The 19,334-nt window shown below is 72.3% G+C and carries 16 protein-coding genes; 6 read left to right on the top strand and 10 right to left on the bottom strand.

Annotated elements, in window-relative coordinates; translation table 11 throughout:
- Positions 1 to 32: 32 nt before the first annotated feature.
- A complete protein-coding gene (locus tag ABEA82_RS03545; protein ID WP_345659849.1) occupies positions 33 to 425 on the top strand; it encodes a hypothetical protein in 393 nt (130 codons plus the stop codon).
- A gap of 98 nt (positions 426 to 523) precedes the next feature.
- On the top strand, positions 524 to 1,966 hold the full coding sequence (locus tag ABEA82_RS03540; RefSeq protein ID WP_345659848.1) for a S28 family serine protease: 1,443 nt from the start codon (positions 524 to 526) through the stop codon (positions 1,964 to 1,966).
- Between the two features lie 30 nt (positions 1,967 to 1,996).
- Here the strand turns inward: ABEA82_RS03540 and ABEA82_RS03535 are convergent, their stop codons facing one another.
- The 5 genes from ABEA82_RS03535 to ABEA82_RS03515 all read right to left on the bottom strand — a co-directional run bounded on the left by ABEA82_RS03535 (position 1,997) and on the right by ABEA82_RS03515 (position 8,427).
- Positions 1,997 to 2,656 (bottom strand): hypothetical protein, encoded by a 660-nt coding sequence (locus ABEA82_RS03535; RefSeq protein ID WP_345659847.1) that lies wholly within the window; start codon positions 2,654 to 2,656, stop codon positions 1,997 to 1,999.
- A gap of 113 nt (positions 2,657 to 2,769) precedes the next feature.
- Positions 2,770 to 4,620: a glycoside hydrolase family 3 protein gene (locus tag ABEA82_RS03530; RefSeq protein ID WP_345659846.1), complete on the bottom strand. Its 1,851-nt coding sequence runs from the start codon at positions 4,618 to 4,620 to the stop codon at positions 2,770 to 2,772.
- Positions 4,621 to 5,276: 656 nt separating this feature from the next.
- On the bottom strand, positions 5,277 to 6,113 hold the full coding sequence (locus tag ABEA82_RS03525; RefSeq protein ID WP_345659845.1) for a sugar phosphate isomerase/epimerase family protein: 837 nt from the start codon (positions 6,111 to 6,113) through the stop codon (positions 5,277 to 5,279).
- Positions 6,110 to 7,279, bottom strand: a complete 1,170-nt coding sequence (locus ABEA82_RS03520; RefSeq protein ID WP_345659844.1) for a dihydrodipicolinate synthase family protein — start codon at positions 7,277 to 7,279, stop codon at positions 6,110 to 6,112. Before ABEA82_RS03520 ends, ABEA82_RS03525 begins: the two co-directional genes overlap by 4 nt.
- A complete protein-coding gene (locus tag ABEA82_RS03515) occupies positions 7,276 to 8,427 on the bottom strand; it encodes a Gfo/Idh/MocA family protein (RefSeq protein WP_345659843.1) in 1,152 nt (383 codons plus the stop codon). Before ABEA82_RS03515 ends, ABEA82_RS03520 begins: the two co-directional genes overlap by 4 nt.
- A gap of 431 nt (positions 8,428 to 8,858) precedes the next feature.
- Here ABEA82_RS03515 and ABEA82_RS03510 point away from each other — a divergent pair, with 431 nt between their 5' ends.
- On the top strand, positions 8,859 to 9,908 hold the full coding sequence (locus tag ABEA82_RS03510; protein ID WP_345659842.1) for a LacI family DNA-binding transcriptional regulator: 1,050 nt from the start codon (positions 8,859 to 8,861) through the stop codon (positions 9,906 to 9,908).
- Between the two features lie 183 nt (positions 9,909 to 10,091).
- Here ABEA82_RS03510 and ABEA82_RS03505 read toward each other — a convergent pair whose 3' ends face one another.
- On the bottom strand, positions 10,092 to 10,664 hold the full coding sequence (locus ABEA82_RS03505; RefSeq protein WP_345659841.1) for a dihydrofolate reductase family protein: 573 nt from the start codon (positions 10,662 to 10,664) through the stop codon (positions 10,092 to 10,094).
- Positions 10,665 to 10,856: 192 nt separating this feature from the next.
- Here ABEA82_RS03505 and ABEA82_RS03500 point away from each other — a divergent pair, with 192 nt between their 5' ends.
- Positions 10,857 to 11,789 carry a GNAT family N-acetyltransferase gene (locus tag ABEA82_RS03500; RefSeq protein WP_345659840.1) on the top strand — a complete coding sequence of 311 codons (933 nt, stop codon included), beginning with the start codon at positions 10,857 to 10,859 and terminating at the stop codon, positions 11,787 to 11,789.
- Between the two features lie 44 nt (positions 11,790 to 11,833).
- Positions 11,834 to 12,637: a sugar phosphate isomerase/epimerase family protein gene (locus ABEA82_RS03495; protein WP_345659839.1), complete on the top strand. Its 804-nt coding sequence runs from the start codon at positions 11,834 to 11,836 to the stop codon at positions 12,635 to 12,637.
- A gap of 51 nt (positions 12,638 to 12,688) precedes the next feature.
- Here ABEA82_RS03495 and ABEA82_RS03490 read toward each other — a convergent pair whose 3' ends face one another.
- Together ABEA82_RS03490 and ABEA82_RS03485 are read right to left on the bottom strand one after the other, a co-directional pair.
- Positions 12,689 to 14,218, bottom strand: a complete 1,530-nt coding sequence (locus ABEA82_RS03490) for a VWA domain-containing protein (protein ID WP_345659838.1) — start codon at positions 14,216 to 14,218, stop codon at positions 12,689 to 12,691.
- Between the two features lie 312 nt (positions 14,219 to 14,530).
- The gene (locus ABEA82_RS03485) at positions 14,531 to 15,721 is read right to left on the bottom strand and encodes an AAA family ATPase (RefSeq protein ID WP_345659837.1); all 1,191 of its coding nucleotides are present in this window, start codon (positions 15,719 to 15,721) and stop codon (positions 14,531 to 14,533) included.
- A gap of 161 nt (positions 15,722 to 15,882) precedes the next feature.
- Between ABEA82_RS03485 and ABEA82_RS03480 the strand changes: the two genes are divergently transcribed.
- Entirely contained in the window at positions 15,883 to 16,383 is a 501-nt protein-coding gene (locus ABEA82_RS03480) for a GNAT family N-acetyltransferase (RefSeq protein ID WP_345659836.1), read from the top strand.
- Between the two features lie 210 nt (positions 16,384 to 16,593).
- On the opposite strand, the gene ABEA82_RS03475 is transcribed toward ABEA82_RS03480, so the two are convergent.
- Positions 16,594 to 16,911: a hypothetical protein gene (locus ABEA82_RS03475; protein ID WP_345659835.1), complete on the bottom strand. Its 318-nt coding sequence runs from the start codon at positions 16,909 to 16,911 to the stop codon at positions 16,594 to 16,596.
- Between the two features lie 95 nt (positions 16,912 to 17,006).
- On the bottom strand, positions 17,007 to 19,193 hold the full coding sequence (locus tag ABEA82_RS03470) for a bifunctional polysaccharide deacetylase/glycosyltransferase family 2 protein (RefSeq protein ID WP_345659834.1): 2,187 nt from the start codon (positions 19,191 to 19,193) through the stop codon (positions 17,007 to 17,009).
- Between the last annotated feature and the right edge of the window lie 141 nt (positions 19,194 to 19,334).

Genomic DNA, 19,334 nt, shown 5'->3' with positions numbered 1-19,334 from the left:
GGACGCGGACGACGCGGTACTGGAGGACGACAGTGGACAGTGGAGCGATACGCCGGCGGCTCGCGCTCGGCCTGGCCGTGCTGACCGCCTCCGGCTTGCTGGCGGTCGCCGCGCCGGGCGAGGCGCAGGCCGCCACCGCCGCGCCCTGCCCCGGCCGCAAGGTCCGCACCCTTCCGTTCTCCACCGGCACCGTGCTCGTCTACAAGCGCGGCGGCTACGTCTGCGCCGCGACCGTGACCAAGAAGCCCGGCGTGAAGCGCACGATGTCGGTGAGCGTGCAGGCGCGCGGCAACCGCCCGGTCGTCGACCGGGGCAAGTACGCCTACCTGGCGGGTCCGGTGACGGTGCACGCCGGGCGCCGCTGCGTATGGCTGAAGGGCACGGTGGGCCGGGGGTCGTACAGCTCCGGCTGGATCCTCTGCTGAAACCGTCCCCGCACACAGGGTTTTCCCTATGTCCCCTGGTGCTCCGGTGAGTTGGTCCGCTAGCTTCCGGCGCACATCTGTCTCACAGGGGAGTGCGCATGCGCAAGGCGCTCAGATGGCTGCTGGCGCTCACGGTGCTCATAGGCACGCTGGGCTCGGCGACAGCGGCCACCGCCGCCGAGCCGGAGGCCACCGGCACCGACAGCACCACGGACATCAAGGAGAGACTGCTCTCCATACCGGGCATGAGCCTGGTCGAGGAGAAGCCGTACACCGGTTACCGCTTCTTCGTCCTGAACTACACGCAGCCCGTCGACCACCGGGCGCCGTCCAAGGGCACGTTCCAGCAGCGCATCACCGTGCTGCACAAGGACGTCTCCCGCCCGACGGTGTTCTTCACCAGCGGCTACAACGTCTCCACGACGCCCCGCCGCAGCGAGCCGACCCAGATCGTGGACGGCAACCAGGTCTCCCTGGAGTACCGCTTCTTCACCCCGTCCCGGCCCGCCCCGGCCGACTGGACCAAGCTGGACATCTGGCAGGCCGCCAGCGACCAGCACCGCGTCTTCAAGGCCCTGAAGGGCATCTACTCCAAGAACTGGATCTCCACGGGCGGTTCGAAGGGCGGCATGACCGCCACCTACTACGAGCGCTTCTACCCCCGCGACATGGACGGCGTCGTCGCCTACGTCGCCCCCAACGACGTGGTGAACAACGAGGACTCGGCCTACGACCGCTTCTTCGCCCGCGTCGGCACCAAGGAGTGCCGCGACCGGCTGAACGCCGTGCAGCGCGAGGCGCTGGTGCGCCGCGAGCCGCTGGAGAAGAAGTACGCGGCCTACGCCGAGGAGAACGGCCTCACCTTCACGACCATCGGCAGCCTGGACAAGGCCTATGAGGCGACCGTCCTCGACTACGTGTGGGGCTACTGGCAGTACAGCCTGCTGAAGGACTGCGACCAGATCCCGGCCGACGCCAAGAACGCCACCGACGACGCGATCTGGGACTCCGTCGACACGATCTCCGGCTTCTCCGCCTACGCCGACCAGGGCCTTACGACCTACACGCCGTACTACTACCAGGCCGGCACGCAGCTCGGCGCGCCGACCATCCACTTCCCGCACATCGAGAAGAGTTACGTCCGCTACGGCTACCAGCCGCCCCGGAACTTCGTCCCGCGAGACATCCCGATGACGTTCCAGCCGTCGGCCATGCGGGACGTCGACAGCTGGGTCCGGCACAACGCCCGTCGGATGCTCTTCGTCTACGGCCAGAACGACCCGTGGGGCGCCGAGCCGTTCCGCGTCGGCAAGGGCGCGAAGGACTCCTACGTCATGACCGCCCCCGGCATGAACCACGGTGCCAACGTCGCGGGCCTCGTGCCCGAGCAGAAGGCCCTCGCCACCGCCCGCATCCTCGAATGGGCCGGCGTCGCGTCCAGCGCGGTGCAGTCGGACCCGGAGGCGGCGAAGCCGCTCGCGAAGTTCGACGCGAAGCTGGACAAGCGGGACGTGCAGCGGGAGATGACGCTGCGTCCGTGAGCCCGGCCGCGTACCGCGCCCGGCCGTCGCTCACAGCGGCCGGGCGCACCCCACGGGCCGGTCGCCGCCGAGCCGTACGTACAGGACCGTCGAAGCCGGACAGTCGGCGCGTGCGGTGACGGCCCGGGTCACCTCGTACTCCGGCTCGTGCTCGCCCTCCCCGTCGCACGCCGTCTCGCGGACCTGCCCGTCGCCGGAACCGTAGACGCAGTCCCCGACGACGGTACGGGGGCCGCCCCCGCCGCCCGGGTCCCCGGGGTGCGGCGGCTGGAGGTTGCGCATACAGGCGTAGCCCCTGGGCACCGCCCCGTCACCGTCCTCGTCGGACGCGGGCCGCTGCTCGCTGATGTGCAGCACGAAGTCGGTGGTCTCCGGGCAGCGCGGCCCGTCCCGCACCGCGCCGTCGTGCCGGGCCACGACCCGGGCCGCGGCCCGCTCACCGGCGCACGGCACCTCGGTGAAGCTCGTCGTGCCGAACGAACTGCACTCGCCGACCCCGAGGAACACCGCTCCGTACCCGGAGGGCCGGGTCGCCGTCGGTGAGGCGGTGGCGGTCGTCGTGCCCGGCGCGGGCTCACCCAGCCGGCCGTCCTCCGCGACGCCCGCCGAGGGGCTCTGGCACCCGGTCAGCAGCGCGCCGAGCAGCACCAGCAGTCCCGGGACCACCCCCACGGACCTTCTCTCACGCATCGCCGACCCCCCGAGTGTGCTTGCCCAGCGTGACCCGCGGCGGCGGGTGCACGCCAGGCACATGGGGTGGTTTGCGCACGTTGGGGGGAGTGCGCCCGGTCCGTGGCGTACGTCTAGTACGACAGTCCGTAGCCGATGGGGTACAGCACCTGCGCGGGATCATCCGCCCGCTGTACCGGCACCGGCAGTTTCCCGCGCGGTCTCACGCGTCCCGCGATCACCCGTGCGGCGGCACGCAGTTCGACATCGGTCCAGGAGCAGGTGGCCAGACAGGCCGGGACGGAGGTCAGCTGTGCCACGTCGTAGGGATTGCGCACAGCGACCGCCACCACCGGCCGCCCGGTCGCCACGAGCTGCTCCACCAGCGTCTTCTGGCTGCTGCCCGCGGTCACGTTGTACGTGGCGGCCACCAGCGCGTCCGCGTCCCGTGCCGCCGCGACCGCCCGGGCGATCGTCGCCGCCGAGGGTGCCGTACCGGTCGACAGGGCGGTGGCCGTGAAGCCCAGTCCGGTCAGCGCGGCGGCGAGCACACCGGTCGGCGGCCCGGTGGTCCCCGACGGCGAGGCCGGATCCGCCCCGACCACCAGCACCTTGGGATACCGGCGCCGGGACAGCGGCAGCAGCCGCCCCTCGTTGACGAGCAGGGTGGTGGTCCGCTCGGCGATCCGGTCGGCCGCCTTCAGATGGGCGCGGGTGCCGACGGTCCGGTCGACCCCGCCCTGGCCGACGTAGGGCGCGCGGAACAAGCCGAGCTTCGCCTTCAGCCGCAGGATCCGCAGAAGCGATTCATCGAGCCGGGCCTCGGTCAGCTCCCCGTTCCGTACGGCCGTACGGACCGCGTTCCAGGCGAGGTCCAGGTCGGGCGGATTGAGGAGCTGGTCCACACCCGCCTTCAGCGCCAGCACCGGGACCCGTGCGTCGCCGTACTTGGTCCGTACGCCCTCCATGCCGAGCGAGTCGGTGACCACGACACCGTCGTAGCCGAGCCGTTCGCGCAGGATGCCGGTGAGGATGGGGCGGGACAGGGTGGCCGGGTCGCCGGAGTCGTCGAGGGCCGGGACCATCAGGTGCGCGGTCATGATCGAGTCGATGCCCGCGGCGATCGCCGCCCGGAACGGCGGTGCGTCGAGCCTCTCCCACAGCTCCCGGCTGTGCGTGATGGTGGGGAAGCCGGTGTGGCTGTCGACGTTGGTGTCCCCGTGCCCGGGGAAGTGCTTGGCGGTCGCGGCGACCCCGGAGCCCTGGTAACCGGCGACCTCGGCGGCCACCAGCGCGGCCACGGCTCGCGGGTCGGCGCCGAAGGACCGTACGCCGATGACCGGGTTGGCCGGATTGACGTTCACGTCGGCCACGGGGGAGTAGTCCTGCCGGATGCCCATCGCGCGCAACTCGGCGCCCGCGATCCGGCCGAGGGTGCGCGCGTCGGACCTCGAACCGCCCGCGCCGACGGCCATGGCGCCCGGAAAGAGCGTCGCGGGCCTGCCCACCCGCGCCACGATCCCGTGCTCCTGGTCGGTGGAGATGAGCACGGGCAGCCCGCGCGGCAGCTCCAGGGAGGCCTTCTGGATGCCGTCGGACAGGGCGGCGATCTGGTGCGGCTCGCGGGTGTTGTGCGCCCAGGCGAAGTAGATGATGCCGCCGACCCGGTACCTGGCGATGAGCTCGGCGGCCGTCCGGACCCCGATCTCCTTCAGGTTGGCGTCGATGTCGGCCTGGTCGGGGCTGGTGGCGGAGTGGCCGTAGACCCGCATCACGAAGAGCTGGCCGACCTTCTCCTCCAGCGTCATACGCGAGACGAGGGCGCGCAGACTCCTGTCGTCCTGCGCGTCGGCGGCGTAGGAGGGCCCGGCTGCCACGAGGGCGGTGGTGACGCCGGCCGTGGCGGCGAGGACGGTACGTCTGGAGGGCTGTGCGGTGCTTCCCGATCCCGTGCTTCCCGTGCTTCCCGTGCCGGTGTCGTGCACGTGCGCTCCTTCCGGAGGTGATCCGCTCGGATCCGCTGAAGGAAACTTCCAGAAGGTCACCAATAACCGGGAAGTTTCTGCCAGTCAAGGGAACGCACACTAACCGCACAGGGGCCGCCACCGGCGCGATGGGAGGGGGACGCGCCGATGGCGGCGGGTGCCGCCGGCCGCGGTACGGCGGAGAGGGTGGTCAGCGATCGCAGCCAGCAGCGAGGGCCGACACCGTACCGAGGTGACTCTCCGGCGGCCTGCGTTTGGACGGTCCGGATCCGCCCCGGGTTCCCGGCTCGCGGCGGAATTCCGCAAGTCGGTACGGGGGATGACCCAGGGGCCGACGGGGCCTGTGAGCCGACGGCTTCGGCGATGGCCGGACGTCAGCCGCCCCCGCCCGCCGCAGCGCGTACAGCCGCCGCACGGGCACGAGGAGCGCGCGGCACCTTCTCCGCCCCGGCCGGCCCCGACACGGGCGGCGAGCGCCGGATCCATGGCTCGCCGCCCGGTTCCTCCCGCCGTCCGGCGGCGCGACGTCCCAGTCGTGCGCGACGGCCCGGCCGACGGCTTCCCCGGGCGACCCGGCCCGTGCGAGGTGACCTGACCCGGCGCCGCCCCGGCCCCATGTAGTCGGGGCAGGGCAGCGAGCGTGGCTCAGGGGTGGATCACGCGGCGTGCTCGACGAACCTCGCCGCCGTCTCCGCCAGCACCTCCCGCCCGTCGCGTGCCCACAGACCGTCGTTGAACAGCTCGACCTCGATGGCACCGGTGTAGCCGGCCGCCTCCACGTACGCCTTCCACTCCCGCATGTCGATCGAGCCGTCGCCGATCTGGCCGCGGCCGGTCAGTACGCCCTCCGGGAGGGGGGTCGTCCAGTCGGCGAGCTGGAAGGTGTGGATGCGCCCGGACGCGCCCGCGCGGGCGATCTGCGCGGGGGCGGTGTCGTCCCACCAGATGTGGTACGTGTCGACGGTGACGCCGACCTGGTGGGCCGGGAAGCGTTCGGCCAGGTCCAGGGCCTGGGCCAGGGTCGACACCACACAGCGGTCGGAGGCGTACATCGGGTGCAGCGGCTCGATGGCCAGGCGCACGCCGTGCCGCTCGGCGTGGGGACCGAGCTCCGCCAGGGCGTCCGCGATGCGCTCCCGGGCGCCGTGCAGGTCCTTGGAGCCGGCCGGGAGACCTCCCGAGACCAGGACCAGGGTGTCCGTGCCCAGCGTGGCCGCCTCGTCGATCGCCCGCCGGTTGTCGGCCAGTGCCCCGGCACGCTCCTGCGGGTCGATCGCCGTGAAGAAGCCGCCCCGGCACAACGTTGTCACCGTGAGACCGGCGTCCCGCACCAGCTTCGCCGTGGCCTCCAGGCCGTACGACTGGACCGGCTCGCGCCACAGGCCGACATTGCGGACGCCCAACTGACCGCAGGCGTCCACCAGTTCCGGCATCGACAGCTGCTTCACCGTCATCTGGTTGATGGAGAAGCGCTCCAGCTCCGCAGGGCTCACCGGTCCACCCCGTACACGCTCAGCAGGTTCCTCATCCGCTCCTCCGCGAGCTTCGGGTCCGGGAACAGACCGAGCCCGTCGGCGAGTTCGTACGCCTTCGCGAGGTGCGGCAGCGAGCGGGACGACTGCTGGCCGCCGACCATCGTGAAGTGGGACTGGTGCCCGGCCAGCCAGGCCAGGAAGACCACTCCGGTCTTGTAGAAGCGGGTCGGGGTCCGGAAGAGGTGCCGGGACAGCTCGACCGTCGGGTCCAGCAGCTCCCGGAAGCCCTTCACGTCACCCGTGTCCAGCACCCGCACCGCCTGCGCCGCCAGCGGGCCCAGCGGGTCGAAGATGCCCAGCAGGGCGTGGCTGAAGCCCCGTTCGTCGCCCGCGATCAGCTCGGGGTAGTTGAAGTCGTCGCCCGTGTAGCAGCGGACGCCCTGCGGCAGCCGGCGGCGGATGTCGATCTCGCGCTGCGCGTCCAGCAGGGAGACCTTGATGCCGTCGACCTTGTCCGGGTGCGCGGCGATGACGTCCAGGAACGTCCGCGTGGCGGCGTCGAGGTCCGTGGCGCCCCAGTAGCCCTCCAGCGCGGGGTCGAACATCGGGCCCAGCCAGTGCAGCACCACCGGCTCGGACGCCTGGCGGAGCAGGTGCCCGTAGACCTCCAGATAGTCCTCCGGCCCCTTGGCGACGGCCGCCAGCGCCCGCGAGGCCATCAGGATCGCCTGCGCGCCCGACTCCTCGACGACGGCGAGCTGCTCCTCGTACGCGGCGCGGATCTCCGCCAGGCCGTACGGGTGACCGACCTCGGTGGCGGACAGCTGGTCCGTGCCCACGCCGCAGGCGATCCGGCCGCCGGCCGCCTTGGCCTCGGCGGCGCTGCGGCGGATCAGCTCGGCCGCGCCCGCCCAGTCCAGGCCCATTCCGCGCTGGGCGGTGTCCATCGCCTCGGCGACGCCCAGCCCGTGCGACCACAGGTGGCGGCGGAAGGCGAGGGTGGCGTCCCAGTCGACCGCCGCGGGCGAGTCGGGGGAGACGTCAGCGAACGGGTCGGCGACGACGTGCGCCGCCGAGAAGACCGTGCGGGAGGTGAAGGGCGTGCCGGGCGTCACCACGAGCGGTGCGGTGCGGGGCTCGTAGGCCCGCAGCGTCCCGTCGCTGCCCGGGAGTCGGATGGTCACAGCTGGATCTCCGGTACGTCGAGACGGCGGCCCTCGGCCGAGGACTTGAGACCCAGCTCGGCGAGCTGGACACCGCGGGCACCGGCCAGCAGGTCCCAGTGGTAGGGGGCGTCGGCGTAGACGTGCCTCAGGAACAGCTCCCACTGGGCCTTGAAGCCGTTGTCGAACTCGGCGTTGTCCGGGACCTCCTGCCACTGGTCGCGGAAGACCTCCGTGGCGGGGATGTCCGGGTTCCAGACCGGCTTGGGGGTGGCCGAGCGGTGCTGGACGCGGCAGTTGCGCAGGCCCGCGACCGCGGAGCCCTCCGTGCCGTCGACCTGGAACTCCACCAGCTCGTCGCGGTTGACGCGGACGGCCCAGGAGGAGTTGATCTGGGCGATGGCGCCGCCGTCGAGCTCGAAGACGCCGTACGCGGCGTCGTCGGCCGTGGCGTCGTAGGGCTTGCCGTTCTCGTCCCAGCGCTGCGGGATGTGGGTGGTGGCGATGGCCTGGACGGACTTCACGCGGCCGAACAGCTCGTGCAGCACGTACTCCCAGTGCGGGAACATGTCGACGACGATGCCGCCACCGTCCTCGGCACGGTAGTTCCAGGACGGGCGCTGGGCGTCCTGCCAGTCGCCCTCGAAGACCCAGTAGCCGAACTCGCCGCGCACGGACAGGATCCGGCCGAAGAAGCCGCCGTCGATGAGGCGCTTCAGCTTCAGCAGGCCGGGGAGGAACAGCTTGTCCTGGACGACGCCGTGCTTGATGCCGGCCTCGTCGGCCAGCCGGGCGAGGTCCAGGGCGCCGTCCAGGCCGGTCGCGGTGGGCTTCTCGGTGTAGATGTGCTTGCCGGCGGCGATGGCCTTCTTCAGGGCCTCCTCGCGGGCGGAGGTGACCTGGGCGTCGAAGTAGATGTCCACGGTCTCGTCGGCGAGAACCGCGTCCAGGTCGGTCGAGACGTGCTCCAGCCCGTGCTGCTCGGCCAGCGCCCTCAGCGCGTGCTCACGGCGGCCGACCAGGATCGGCTCGGGCCACAGCACGGTGCCGTCGCCGAGGTCGAGGCCGCCCTGCTCACGGAGGGCGAGGATGGAGCGGACCAGGTGCTGGCGGTAGCCCATGCGCCCGGTCACGCCGTTCATGGCGATACGCACCGTCTTGCGTGTCACGTCGTTCCCTTCGTACGCGGTCGTCGCGCCGCGTACGCTCACTGGTGAGCGTTGCAGCAAGCGCTTTCTATATGAGAGAAGCTAGCCTCTGAACCATGGTCCGGACAAGACCGTGACCAGGACGAGTTGTTCGAGGGGGCGAACAACAGGGGGTCGGGGGCATAAGGTCTGCTCGGAGCCATGGCCATGACTCGAACGGGTCAAGGCCATGGGTCTGTCGGTACCAGGGCCATGGGTCCGTAGGGAAGAGGGCCTCGGGTCCATTGGATCCATCGGATTCATCGGGTCTATCGGGTATCGGATCCACCGGGTCCACCGGGTCCGCCCGATCCATCGGGTCCATCGGATCCATCGGATCCACCGGAACCGAGGCCGCAGGTCTAGATGTGTACGAGGGCGGACGACGAGATGCGCGACCGGAGGACGACGAGATGACGGTGACCCTGGCGGACGTGGCTGCCCGCGCGCAGGTCTCGCCCGCGACGGTGTCGCGCGTGCTGAACGGGAACTACCCCGTGGCCGCGTCCACCCGGGAGCGGGTGCTGAAGGCCGTGGACGAGCTGGACTACGTGCTCAACGGGCCCGCGAGCGCCCTGGCCGCCGCCACCTCCGACCTGGTCGGGATCCTGGTGAACGACATCGCCGACCCGTTCTTCGGGATCATGGCGAGCGCGATCCAGTCCGAGATCGGCGGACCGGGTGGCCGCGCGGGCGGCGAGCGGCTCGCGGTGGTCTGCAACACCGGTGCTTCCCCCGAGCGCGAGCTGACCTACCTCACGCTGTTGCAGCGGCAGCGGGCGGCGGCCGTGGTGCTGACCGGCGGGGCGATCGAGGACGCGGCGCACAAGGCGGCCATGGACGCGAAGGTGCGCAAGCTGACGGACGCCGGGACGCGGGTGGTGCTGTGCGGGCGCCCGCCGGCACCGGAGACCGGGGCGATCGCGCTGACCTTCGACAACCGCGGGGGCGGGCAGGAACTCACCGAGCACCTGATCGGGCTCGGGCACCGGCGGCTCGGCTACATCGCGGGACCGGAGGAGCGGACGACCACGCGGCACCGTCTCGAGGGCCACCGGGCCGCGCTGGCCGCGCACGGCATCGAGGAGGACCCTCGGTGGACGGTGCACGGGCGGTACGACCGCAGGTCCGGCTACGAGGCGACGCTGGAGCTGCTGCGGCGCGACCCGTCGCTCACGGCGGTCGTCGCGGCGAACGACTCCGTCGCGCTGGGGGCGTGCGCGGCGCTGCGGGACTCGGGGCTGCGGATTCCCGAGGACGTGTCGGTGGCCGGGTTCGACGATCTGCCGTTCAGCATCGACGCGGTGCCTTCGCTCACGACGGTGCGGTTGCCGTTGGCGGAGGCCGGGGCGCGGGCCGGGCGGATCGCCATGGGGCGGGAGGAGGCCCCTCCGGGCGGGATCGCCTCGGTGCGAGGGGAGTTGATGGTGCGGGGGTCGTCCGGGGTGCCGCGGGTTTCCTAGGTCCTGGGGCGTTGCCGTCCTGGCCCCTGCTGGGGGCTGCCGCCCCCAGGCCCCCGCTCCGGCCTGAACGGCCTCGTCCTCAAGCGCCGGACGGGCTGGGTGGTGGCTGATCAGCGTCTTTTATGTGCGGCCGGACGGGCTGGATGGGGGCTGATCGGCGTCGTTGGCTGCGAACGCCGGGCGTCAGTGGATGACGTCGAAGACGTTCTTCTGCAGGCCGTTGGCGTAGGCCTCGTGCTCGACGAGCCTCAGCTTCTGGGTGTCCTTGTCCGTGGTGCTGAAGAGTCGCTTGCCCGCCCCGAGCAGGAGTGGGAAGACGAGCAGGTGGTAGCGGTCGATCAGGCCGGCGTCCGACAGTGCCTGGTTCAGGGAGGCGCTGCCGTGGACGATGATCGGGCCGCCCTCGGTCTCCTTCAGCGCGGCGACGTCGTCGAGTGAGCGCAGAATCGAGGTCTCGCCCCAGTTCGGCACCAGGTCGTCCTCGGTGAGGGTGGTGGAGACGACGTACTTCGGCATCACCTTGTAGTCGGCGAAGTCCTCCATGTCGGGCCACACCGGACTGAACGCCTCGTAGCTGGTCCGGCCCAGCAGCATCGCGGTGGCTTCCTTCTGCTCCCGTCCCTTGATCTCGAAGGCCTCCGGGAGGAACTCGATGTTCTTGAAGGTCCACCCGGCGTTCCGGTAACCGGGCTCGCCGCCCGGGGCCTCCACGACGCCGTCGAGCGAGATGAAAGCGGTGCTGATCAGGGTGCGCATGGGAGGTTCCTCGGTGTCTCGTGTCCGGTTGTCAGCGTTTCTGACCGAGGATCGCGGAGAAACTCATCGGCCGTCGCCCGACTTTCCCGTCGGGCTCGGTGAATCAACACGACTGCCTGGTCCCGGGTGCCCTGGGCGTCTAGGCTCAGCTCACGGAATCTCTGACTGAGTCAAACATCGGGGGTCGAGGTCATGACCGTCCAGGACATCCGCTCCTTCAACCGCTTCTACACGAACCTCATCGGCGCGCTCGACTACGGCCGCCACATGTACGCCCCGTACACCCTCACCGAGTCCCGCGTGCTCTACGAGCTCGCCCACGCCCCGCACACCGACGCCGCCGACCTGCGGGCCCAGCTGCACCTGGACGCCGGATACCTCAGCCGCATCCTGAACAAGTTCGAGGAGGACGGGCTGGTCGAGCGCGGCCCGTCCGAGAAGGACCCGCGCCGCCGCAGGATCACGCTCACCACGACCGGCCGGGAGGCCGCCGCGCTGCTCGACGAACGGGCGCGGGAGACGGTCGGGGCGATGCTGGACACCGTGCCGGCCGAGGACCGGCCCCGGCTGGGGGAGGCGCTGCTGACCGTCCGGAATCTCCTCGGCGGCGGACGGGCCCCTCGCCCCGAGGACGTGATCCTGCGCGCGCCCGTCCCCGGCGACCTCGGCTGGATCGTGGAGCGCAACGCCGCGCTGTACGCCGCCGAGTACGGCTTCAGCCTCGACTACGAGGGCCTGGTCGCGCGGATCGTCGCCGACTACGCCGAGGACCACGACCCGCATCTGGAGCGGACCTGGATCGCCGAGCTCGACGGCCGGCGGGTGGGGTGCGTCATGTGCGTGCGGGACGACGCGCCGGGCGCCGCCCGGCTCCGGCTGCTGCTCGTCGAACCGGACGCGCGCGGCCTGGGCATCGGTGACCGCCTGGTGGGGACGCTCATCGACTTCGCGCGCGAGGCCGGCTACCGCGAGATCGTCCTGTGGACCAACGACATCCTGGCCGCCGCCCGCCGGATCTACCAGCGCCACGGGTTCGGGCTGGTCGCGGAGAAACCGCACCGCTCCTTCGGCCGGGATCTGAACGGCCAGGACTGGCGACTGGATCTTCACGCAACACCGGAGTGATGAAGGGGAGTCGCCGGCGGGGGTGCCGGGTAGGGTCCCTCCACATGAAGCTGGCGTTCTCCACCCTCGGTGTCCCGGGCCTGCCCCTGCCCGACGTCCTGCGGCTCGCGACCACGCACGGCTACCACGGCGTGGAGCTGCGCACTCACCCGGAGGAACCGGTCCACCCCGGCCTCGGGCCCGCCGAACGGGCGGACGTCGCGGCCGAGTTCAAGGGCTCGGGCGTAGAGCTCCTGGGCCTCGCGGGATACGCGCGGGTCGCCGCGCCGGGCGACGACGAACCCGTCCTGGCCGAGATCCGCGCCCTCATCGACCTGGCCCGTGACCTCGGCGCCCCCTACATCCGCGTCTTCCCCGGCGGCGACCTCGACGTCCAGACTCCCGAGGAGGCCGACGCGACGGCCGCCCGGCGGCTCGGCACCGCCGCCGAGTACGCGAACGACCTGGGTGTCCGCATCCTCCTGGAGACCCACGACTCCCACCGCACGGCCGCCGACGCGATGCGTGTCCTCGGGCTCGTCGGCCACCGTCAGGTCGGCGCGCTGTGGGACGTGATGCACACCTGGCTGGGCGGCGAACAGCCCTCGGAGTCCTACGCGGCGCTCTCCCCGCACCTGGGCTACGTCCAGGTCAAGGACATCGCCTCCGCCGAGGACACCACCCCGCTGCCGCTCGGCGCGGGCGTGTTGCCCCTGGCCGAGTGCGTGGAGGTCCTCTCCCGGCACGGATGGGACGGCTGGCTGTGCTGGGAGTACGAGAAGCGGTGGTACGAGTCGGCGGCGGACCTGCCCGAACTGCTGGGGCCGGGGCGGGAGCATCTGAGCCGGTTGCTCACCGAGTCGGCGTGACGGGGCGCGGGGCGGCGGCCCGGTGTGTGCCGGCGCCCCCTCCCGGTGCGGTCAGATGACGCGGAAGAGGTCCGCCGCGGCGTGCACGTCGGTGAAGTCCTCGACGCAGCGGAGGTTGTCGCAGAGGGCCTCCAGCGCCGAGCCGGCCGCGCCGACGCGCGGGGCGCCGACGACCACGCCGAAGACCCGGAAGTCCAGCCTGCGCTTGGCTTCGTTCCAGCGCCGCATCCAGGCCTCGGTGACGCCGCAGTCGTCGTCGGTGATCATCACGATGTCGCCGCGCCCGCGGGCCGCGTCGTCGAACTCCTCCGCCAGCAGCTCGCCGGCCGCCGACAGCGGCGCCTGGTAGCTGGTGCCGCCGCCGAGGAAGGTCTCCGCGAAGTCGAGGACCCGGTCGATCCCGGCGGGCTCCCCGGCCGGGAAGCGGAAGACCCGCAGCCGGTCGGCGGCGGAGAACAGGATGCCGACGAAGTCCCGGCCCGCGTGCCGGGCCTGGTCCAGCAGCGCCAAGGCGCACGCCTTGGACCACGCCTCCCGGGTGATCCCGCCCGGCCCCGCCTCGTACATGGAGTGCGAGGTGTCCACGCAGGCGATGATCGCGCCCCGGCCGGTGGCCTGCTCGCCCCGGCTGTCGTAGAGCATCAGCTCCCCGGCGGCGTAGCGCACCGCGAACACCGCACGCAGCTCGGGCAGGCCCAGGTGGGCCAGCTCGGAGGGGATGACGCGGGAGAGGTCGTCGCCGAGCGTGACGCCGACCAGTTCCCCGGTGGCGTTCTCCACCTTGCGGGCGCGCTCGCCGCCCGCCATCTGCCGGAAACGGCCGATCAGTTCGGCCCACCGGGCGAGGCGGCCGGTGCGCAGCCGTTCGGCGAGCAGGGCGCGCCGGCCGAACGGCATCCGTTCCAGCTCGCCGGCGCCGACACCCCACGCCCGCAGCAGCGCGGCCTCCTCCCGCACGGCCCCGGCGGCTTTCGCCGCCGCGTTCCGCGCGCCGGTCCGCAGCCCGGGCGCCGCTGCCGCGAGGGCCTGTGCGGCGCCCTCGGCGGCCCGTTCCGCCTCGGCCTCGGCGGCTTCGGCGGCCTCGACCGCCTGCCGTACGGCGTCGGCGGCCTCAGCGGCCACGGTGCCGTCCTCACCGGCCTCCTCCGCGGCCGACCGGAGGGCCTCGCTCACGGCGTTCGCCGCGTCCTCGGCGGCCTGCCGGGCCCGGTCCGCCCGATCTGCCCGCTGCTGTTCCGGCCGGGAGCGCTCCAGCAGCCCGCGCACCGCGCCGGCCTGGGCGAGCACGGCCATCGCTGCGGCGTACGGGTCGCCGGCCGTCTCCCGGCGCAGCTCGGCGAAGTCCGCCGACTCCAGCAGCGCGGTGACGATCTGGTGGTTGACCAGCCGGGAGGGGACCATCTCCGCGTGCTCGCGCACCCGTGGGCCGGCCTTGTAGGCGGCCAGGAACACATCGGCCAGGAGGTCGGGGGCGGCGGCGTGGCCGTGGCGCTCGCCCAGCTCCTCGGCGAGCTCGCGCAGTCCGGCCGACTGCGCGCAGGTGTCGCGCCAGGTGAACCGGTCGAACCGGTCCGCGACCACGGCCGCGGTGTGCCGCCCGGGACCGGTGCCGGACAGCCCTAGTGCCGCGGCAGGCAACGTTTGCCCGTCAAGGAGCGGCGTCCGGTGCGTGCTCTCGGCGTGCCGGCCGGAAGTCCTCGTACTGGACGTACTTGGGCTTTCGGCCGGTGCGGCGAGTGGGGGTACCCCCTGCTCGAAGAGCTTGGGGGAGCGTGCCGGGCGTCGCGACGGGGCGAACGTTGCCTGCCGCGGCGCTAGCCACGCCCCGGCCCGGCCGGCCAGCTCGTCGATCCTGCTCGGCGTCGCGTCCATGGATGTGCCTCCCCCGGCGTTCTAGAGCTGGGCCTGCACCATGCTCGCGTCCATGCCGAGGGCCTCGGTGAGCACACGGGCGCGGACGGCGCGCCGGCGTCCGGCGACCCGGTCGATGGCGGCGGTGGAACGGCCGGCGCTCACCGCCTCCTGGCGCAGCTTCTCCAGCCGCTTCCCCGCCGTGGCGAGCTGGTTGTGGGCCTTCTTGATGACCCAGTCGCTCAGCGCCTCGCGCGACTGCCCGGCCATGGCGTCGAGCTGGGCCTCCAGCTCGTCGATGGTGTCGGCCAGGTCGAGCGCCTCCTTGGCGTCGGGGTTGACCAGGTGCAGCACCTCGCGCTCGACGGTGGGGCGTTCGGCGGGGGAGTTCCACAGCACGTGCGTCAGCACCGACAGGTCCGTCCCGTCCACCTCCGGGCGGCCGTCGAGGTATGCGGACGCCTGGAGCAGGCCCACCGCCTGCCGCCAGCGGCGGTCGGAGGCGACGAGTTCCTTGCGGCGCAGCGCCGCGCGCAGCGTGCACACCGCGTCGACGATCGCGTCGGGGACGTCCACGGCGGGGACGGCTTCGGTCACGGCGTGCCGCAACGCGGCCAGCTCGACCGTGGTCCGGGCCGGTGCCTCGGGGCGTCTGACGGCGGACCGCACGAGCGCGGCGAAGTTCGAGGGGTCCTCCAGGTACCCGACCTCGATCCGCACCAGCAGCCGGTCGTAGACGGCGGCCGCGTCCTCCTCGCCCGGCAGCTCGTTGCTGGCCGTGATGGCCCCGATGAGCGGGCAGCGGATCGGCTCGCCGCCGTTCTCGGGGTGGTAGATCCGCTCGTTGAGATAGCCCAGCGTCTCGTTCAGGGCGGCCGTGGAGCACTTGAAGATCTCGTCGATGAACGCGACGTGCGCGGTGGTGGCACGGCCGTCGTAGACCTGGCGGTACTCGCCCCGGGCCAGGGCGGCGACGTCGATGGGTCCGAACATCCGCGTCGGCGCGGTGAACTTCGACAGCAGGATCTCCCAGTAGGCCGCCCCCTCGATCCGGCCGGTGAGCTCCCGTGCCATCTCGGACTTCGCCGTCCCGGGCGGACCGAGCACCAGCGAGTGCTGCCCGGCCAGCAGCGTCACCACCAGGGTCCGCACGACGTCGGCCCGCTCGTAGAACCGCTCCGCCAGCTCGCCGCTGATCGCCCGCAGCCTCCCCGCGGTGTCCTGCGCGTCCACGTCCGACTCCTCGCTCGCCCGTTCCACGGCGGGCCGACGAGACGGCCCGTTCCTCCCTGAACCTACGACGAAGTGGCGTGTGAACGACGGGGATTGGGGTGACCCGGGCTGCTCGGAAGTCGATTGCCGCCCGCGCCCCCTCATGGGTAGCGTCCCTCGGCGTGCCCCCGACTCTGCGCACCCCGCGCCTGCTCCTGGACTCCTACACCCCGGCGGACGAGGAGGGCTTCGTGGCGCTCTTCCAGGATCCGAGGGTGTCCCGGTGGATGGGCGACGGGACGGCTTCCGAGGCGGCGGACCGTGCCCTGTTCGGGCGGATCTTCAGCAAGGTGTACGCGCGGGAGCTGTTCGACGTGTGGGCGGTCCGGCGCGGCGGGCTCCTGGTGGGGCACGCGGAGATCAAGCGGACGGAGACGGTGGACGGTCACGAGATCGTCTACGCGCTGGCGCCCGGGGCATGGGGCGGCGGGCTCGGAACGGAGCTGGCGGAGGCGCTCGTGGCCTACGGCTTCGGGGCGCTCGCCCTCACCGAGGTGCACGCCACGGTGGACGCGCGGAACACCGTGTCGCTGCGCCTGCTGGGCAGGATCGGGTTCGAGCACGTCCGGGACGTCGTGGAGGACGACGGCGGTGTCACGCGTGTGCTGACCCGCCGTCCCTGACGAGGACGAGGACGAGGACGGAGGCCGACCCCGGACGGCCCGGACCATCCGTTCCGGTCACCCGTCCCGGTCAACGCGCCGGCGCGGCCAGAACGTCCGGCACCCCGACGTCATGGCCGCGCCCGGCGCCGCGGCGTGTCCGCGGTCCCCGCCGCGGAAGTCGCTGCGAGCACCGAGGTGGTACCGGGCAAAGGAGGTTGCGCCGGCCGGTCAGGGGACCGGCACGGGGCGAAGGAGGTTTCCGGGGTCTTCCTGCGGGGCCTCCGTGCCCTCGCCGCACCGGGTCTGTTCTGTCGTGGTGGTGTTGCGGGGCCCGAACAGGAAACGCCAGAGGTCGGTTTCGAAGCTCGGGGTCTCCTTCCGAGTCGTCTGGCACGAGTAGAGCAGGACGTGCTCGCTCTCGGGCTGCGGCGCGTCCTGGGCCGCGACGGGCAAGGCGGAGGTCAGGACCGCTCCCAGGGCGATGACGGCCGCACCGGCCGAGTGGGCGAAAGATCTGTGCACACAGTGCAATCCAGTAGATTTCATGATCGCAGCATGAGCTGAAAAGCATCCCGGAAGAAAGCCGACGGGCCCCCGGGCAGGCAACTCAACCCGTTCGTACGATCGACCGGGGTGCGCGCTCACGTTCGGCGCGTGGAGGGCTGGGGAGGCAGCACCACGTCCCCGCTGCGCTTGAGCCGCTGCCAGGGCAGCCGGTAGCCGTTGATCGCGGTCAGGCACGCCTGGACGAGGACCAGGTACATCACCTGGCGGTAGACGATCTGCTGGAGCGGGAGCGCCCACAGGGGCCGCAGGCTCTCGCCGTCGAGGTGGAAGGCGTACGCGGCGCAGAGGGCCTGCACCGCCAGCACCCCGCTCCACGCCAGCACGGTGGTGAGCGGGTTCCCGAACACCAGGCCGTAGACGGCCAGGATGTCGATCAGCGGGGCGAGCAGGGGCGTCAGGATCTGGAAGACCGCCAGCAAGGGCAGGCCGACGCGGCCGAAGCGGCCCGCCGGGCCACGTTCGAGCAGCGCGTGGCGGTGCTTCCACGCGGCCTGGATCGTGCCGTAGCTCCACCGGTAGCGCTGGCGCCACAGCTCCCGCAGCGAGGCCGGTGCCTCGGTCCAGGCGAGGGCGTCCGGCGCGTAGCTGATCTCCCACCCGGCCCGGTGCAGAGCCATGGTGATGTCGGTGTCCTCGGCGAGTGTGTCCGCGCTCATCATCCCGGCGTCCCGCAGCGCCTCGACGCGGAACGCCCCCACGGCACCGGGAATGGTGGGCAGGCAGTGCAGCAGGTCGTACATGCGGCGGTCGAGGTTGAAGCCCATGACGTACTCGATGTGCTGCCACCGGCCGAGCAGACGCCGGCGGTTGCCGACCTTGGCGTTGCCCGCGACGGCGCCGACCCGGGGGTCGGCGAACGGCTGGACGAGGCGGCCGACCGTGGAGGGGGCGAAGACGGTGTCGGCGTCCAGCAGGACGACGAGGTCGTGGGAGGCGCGCAGGACACCGGTGTTGAGGGCGGAGGGTTTGCCGCCGTTGGGCCGGCGGATGACGGTGACGTCCGCCAGGGCCAGTGACTCCGCGAGGTCGGCGGTGCCGTCCTGGGATCCGTCGTCCACGACGATGATCTCGACCGGATGGTCGCTCGCGGCGAGGGAGCGGAGCGTCTGGGGGATGCACAGCCTCTCGTTGTACGCGGGTACGACGACGCTGACCGGCCGGGTGACGGTCCGGCGGGGGCCGGTCTCGCGGCGCCGGTGGCGGCGGGCGTGCCGGCGGGCGAGGACGATCAGGACCACGCACCGTGCGAGGACGAGCGAACCCACCACCAGCAGCAGCACGCTGACGACCGACACCACCGTCCCCGACACGGCGACGGCGGCCACGAAGACGCGGCCCTGCCACAGATGCGCCGTGCCGACGGGGCTGGTGAGGCTGTCGGAGCCGACGATGTCGGCGACGGTGGCGAAGCGATAGCCCTGGGCCTTCAGCCGGGGGATCAGGATCTCGAGGGCTTCGACGGTCTGCGACCTGTCCCCGCCGGCGTCGTGCAGGAGTATGACGGCGCCCCTGCCCGGCGGGTTCGGAGTGGCCGCGTCGGCGATCGCCCGGGCGCCGGGCCGCCGCCAGTCGTTGGTGTCCTGGTCGATGAACGCCATGACGTAGCCCTTGTCGCCCAGGCGCTGGGTGACGGACCACGCGGGGTTGTCGAGGGCGGCGGTGGTCGAGGAGTAGGGCATCCGCATCAGCGAGGTGTTGATGCCCGCGGCTCCCGCCAGGGCGAGTTGGGTCAGCGCCAGTTCACGGTCGATGTCGCTCGCGGACCGGCTGGTCAGATCCGGGTGGGAGAAGGTGTGCACGCCGATCTCGTGGCCGGAGCGGATCAGGGCGCGCAGGATGCCGGGGTGCCGGGCGGTGTGCTGCCCGGTGACGAAGAAGGTGCCGGGCGTGCCGTAGCGGTCGAGTACGGCCCGGACGCGGGGAGTCCAGGTCGGGTCGGGGCCGTCGTCGAAGGTCAGGACCACGGTCCTGTCCGGTGCGCGGAAGCTCCGCAGGTGATCGTCGGTGGTGTCGACGATCGGCCCGCCGTCGACGACCCTGCGGGGGACGTCGGTGGCCGTTCGCCCGCCGCGCCCTTCCTGGTCCCCGGCGAAGCCCCGGGTGGTGTACCCCTCGACGAGGAGGACCGAGACGACGAAGGCCAGCAGGACGAGCGGGACGAGGAGGCGGAAGCGGTGCCGCGGGGACAGCGGTGCTCGCGTCCGCCGCGGACCGGGCGGCCTCGGTGCGCGGCCGGGGGACCGGGGAGGGCGCCGCCGCATCAGGGAGCCTCGACCACCGAAGGGGCGGAGGACGGGGGCGTGGTCGCGGCACCGGAACCCGAGGGGCCACTCGCCGGCCCCGAGGGCTGGGTGGCGGGTGGCGGCGTCTGCGCCGGGGGCTCAGGCGTCGGTGGGGCGGAC

Source organism: Streptomyces venetus, assembly GCF_039540295.1.
GTDB lineage: Bacteria > Actinomycetota > Actinomycetes > Streptomycetales > Streptomycetaceae > Streptomyces > Streptomyces venetus.
This window is presented reverse-complemented; position numbering and strand designations above follow the sequence as displayed.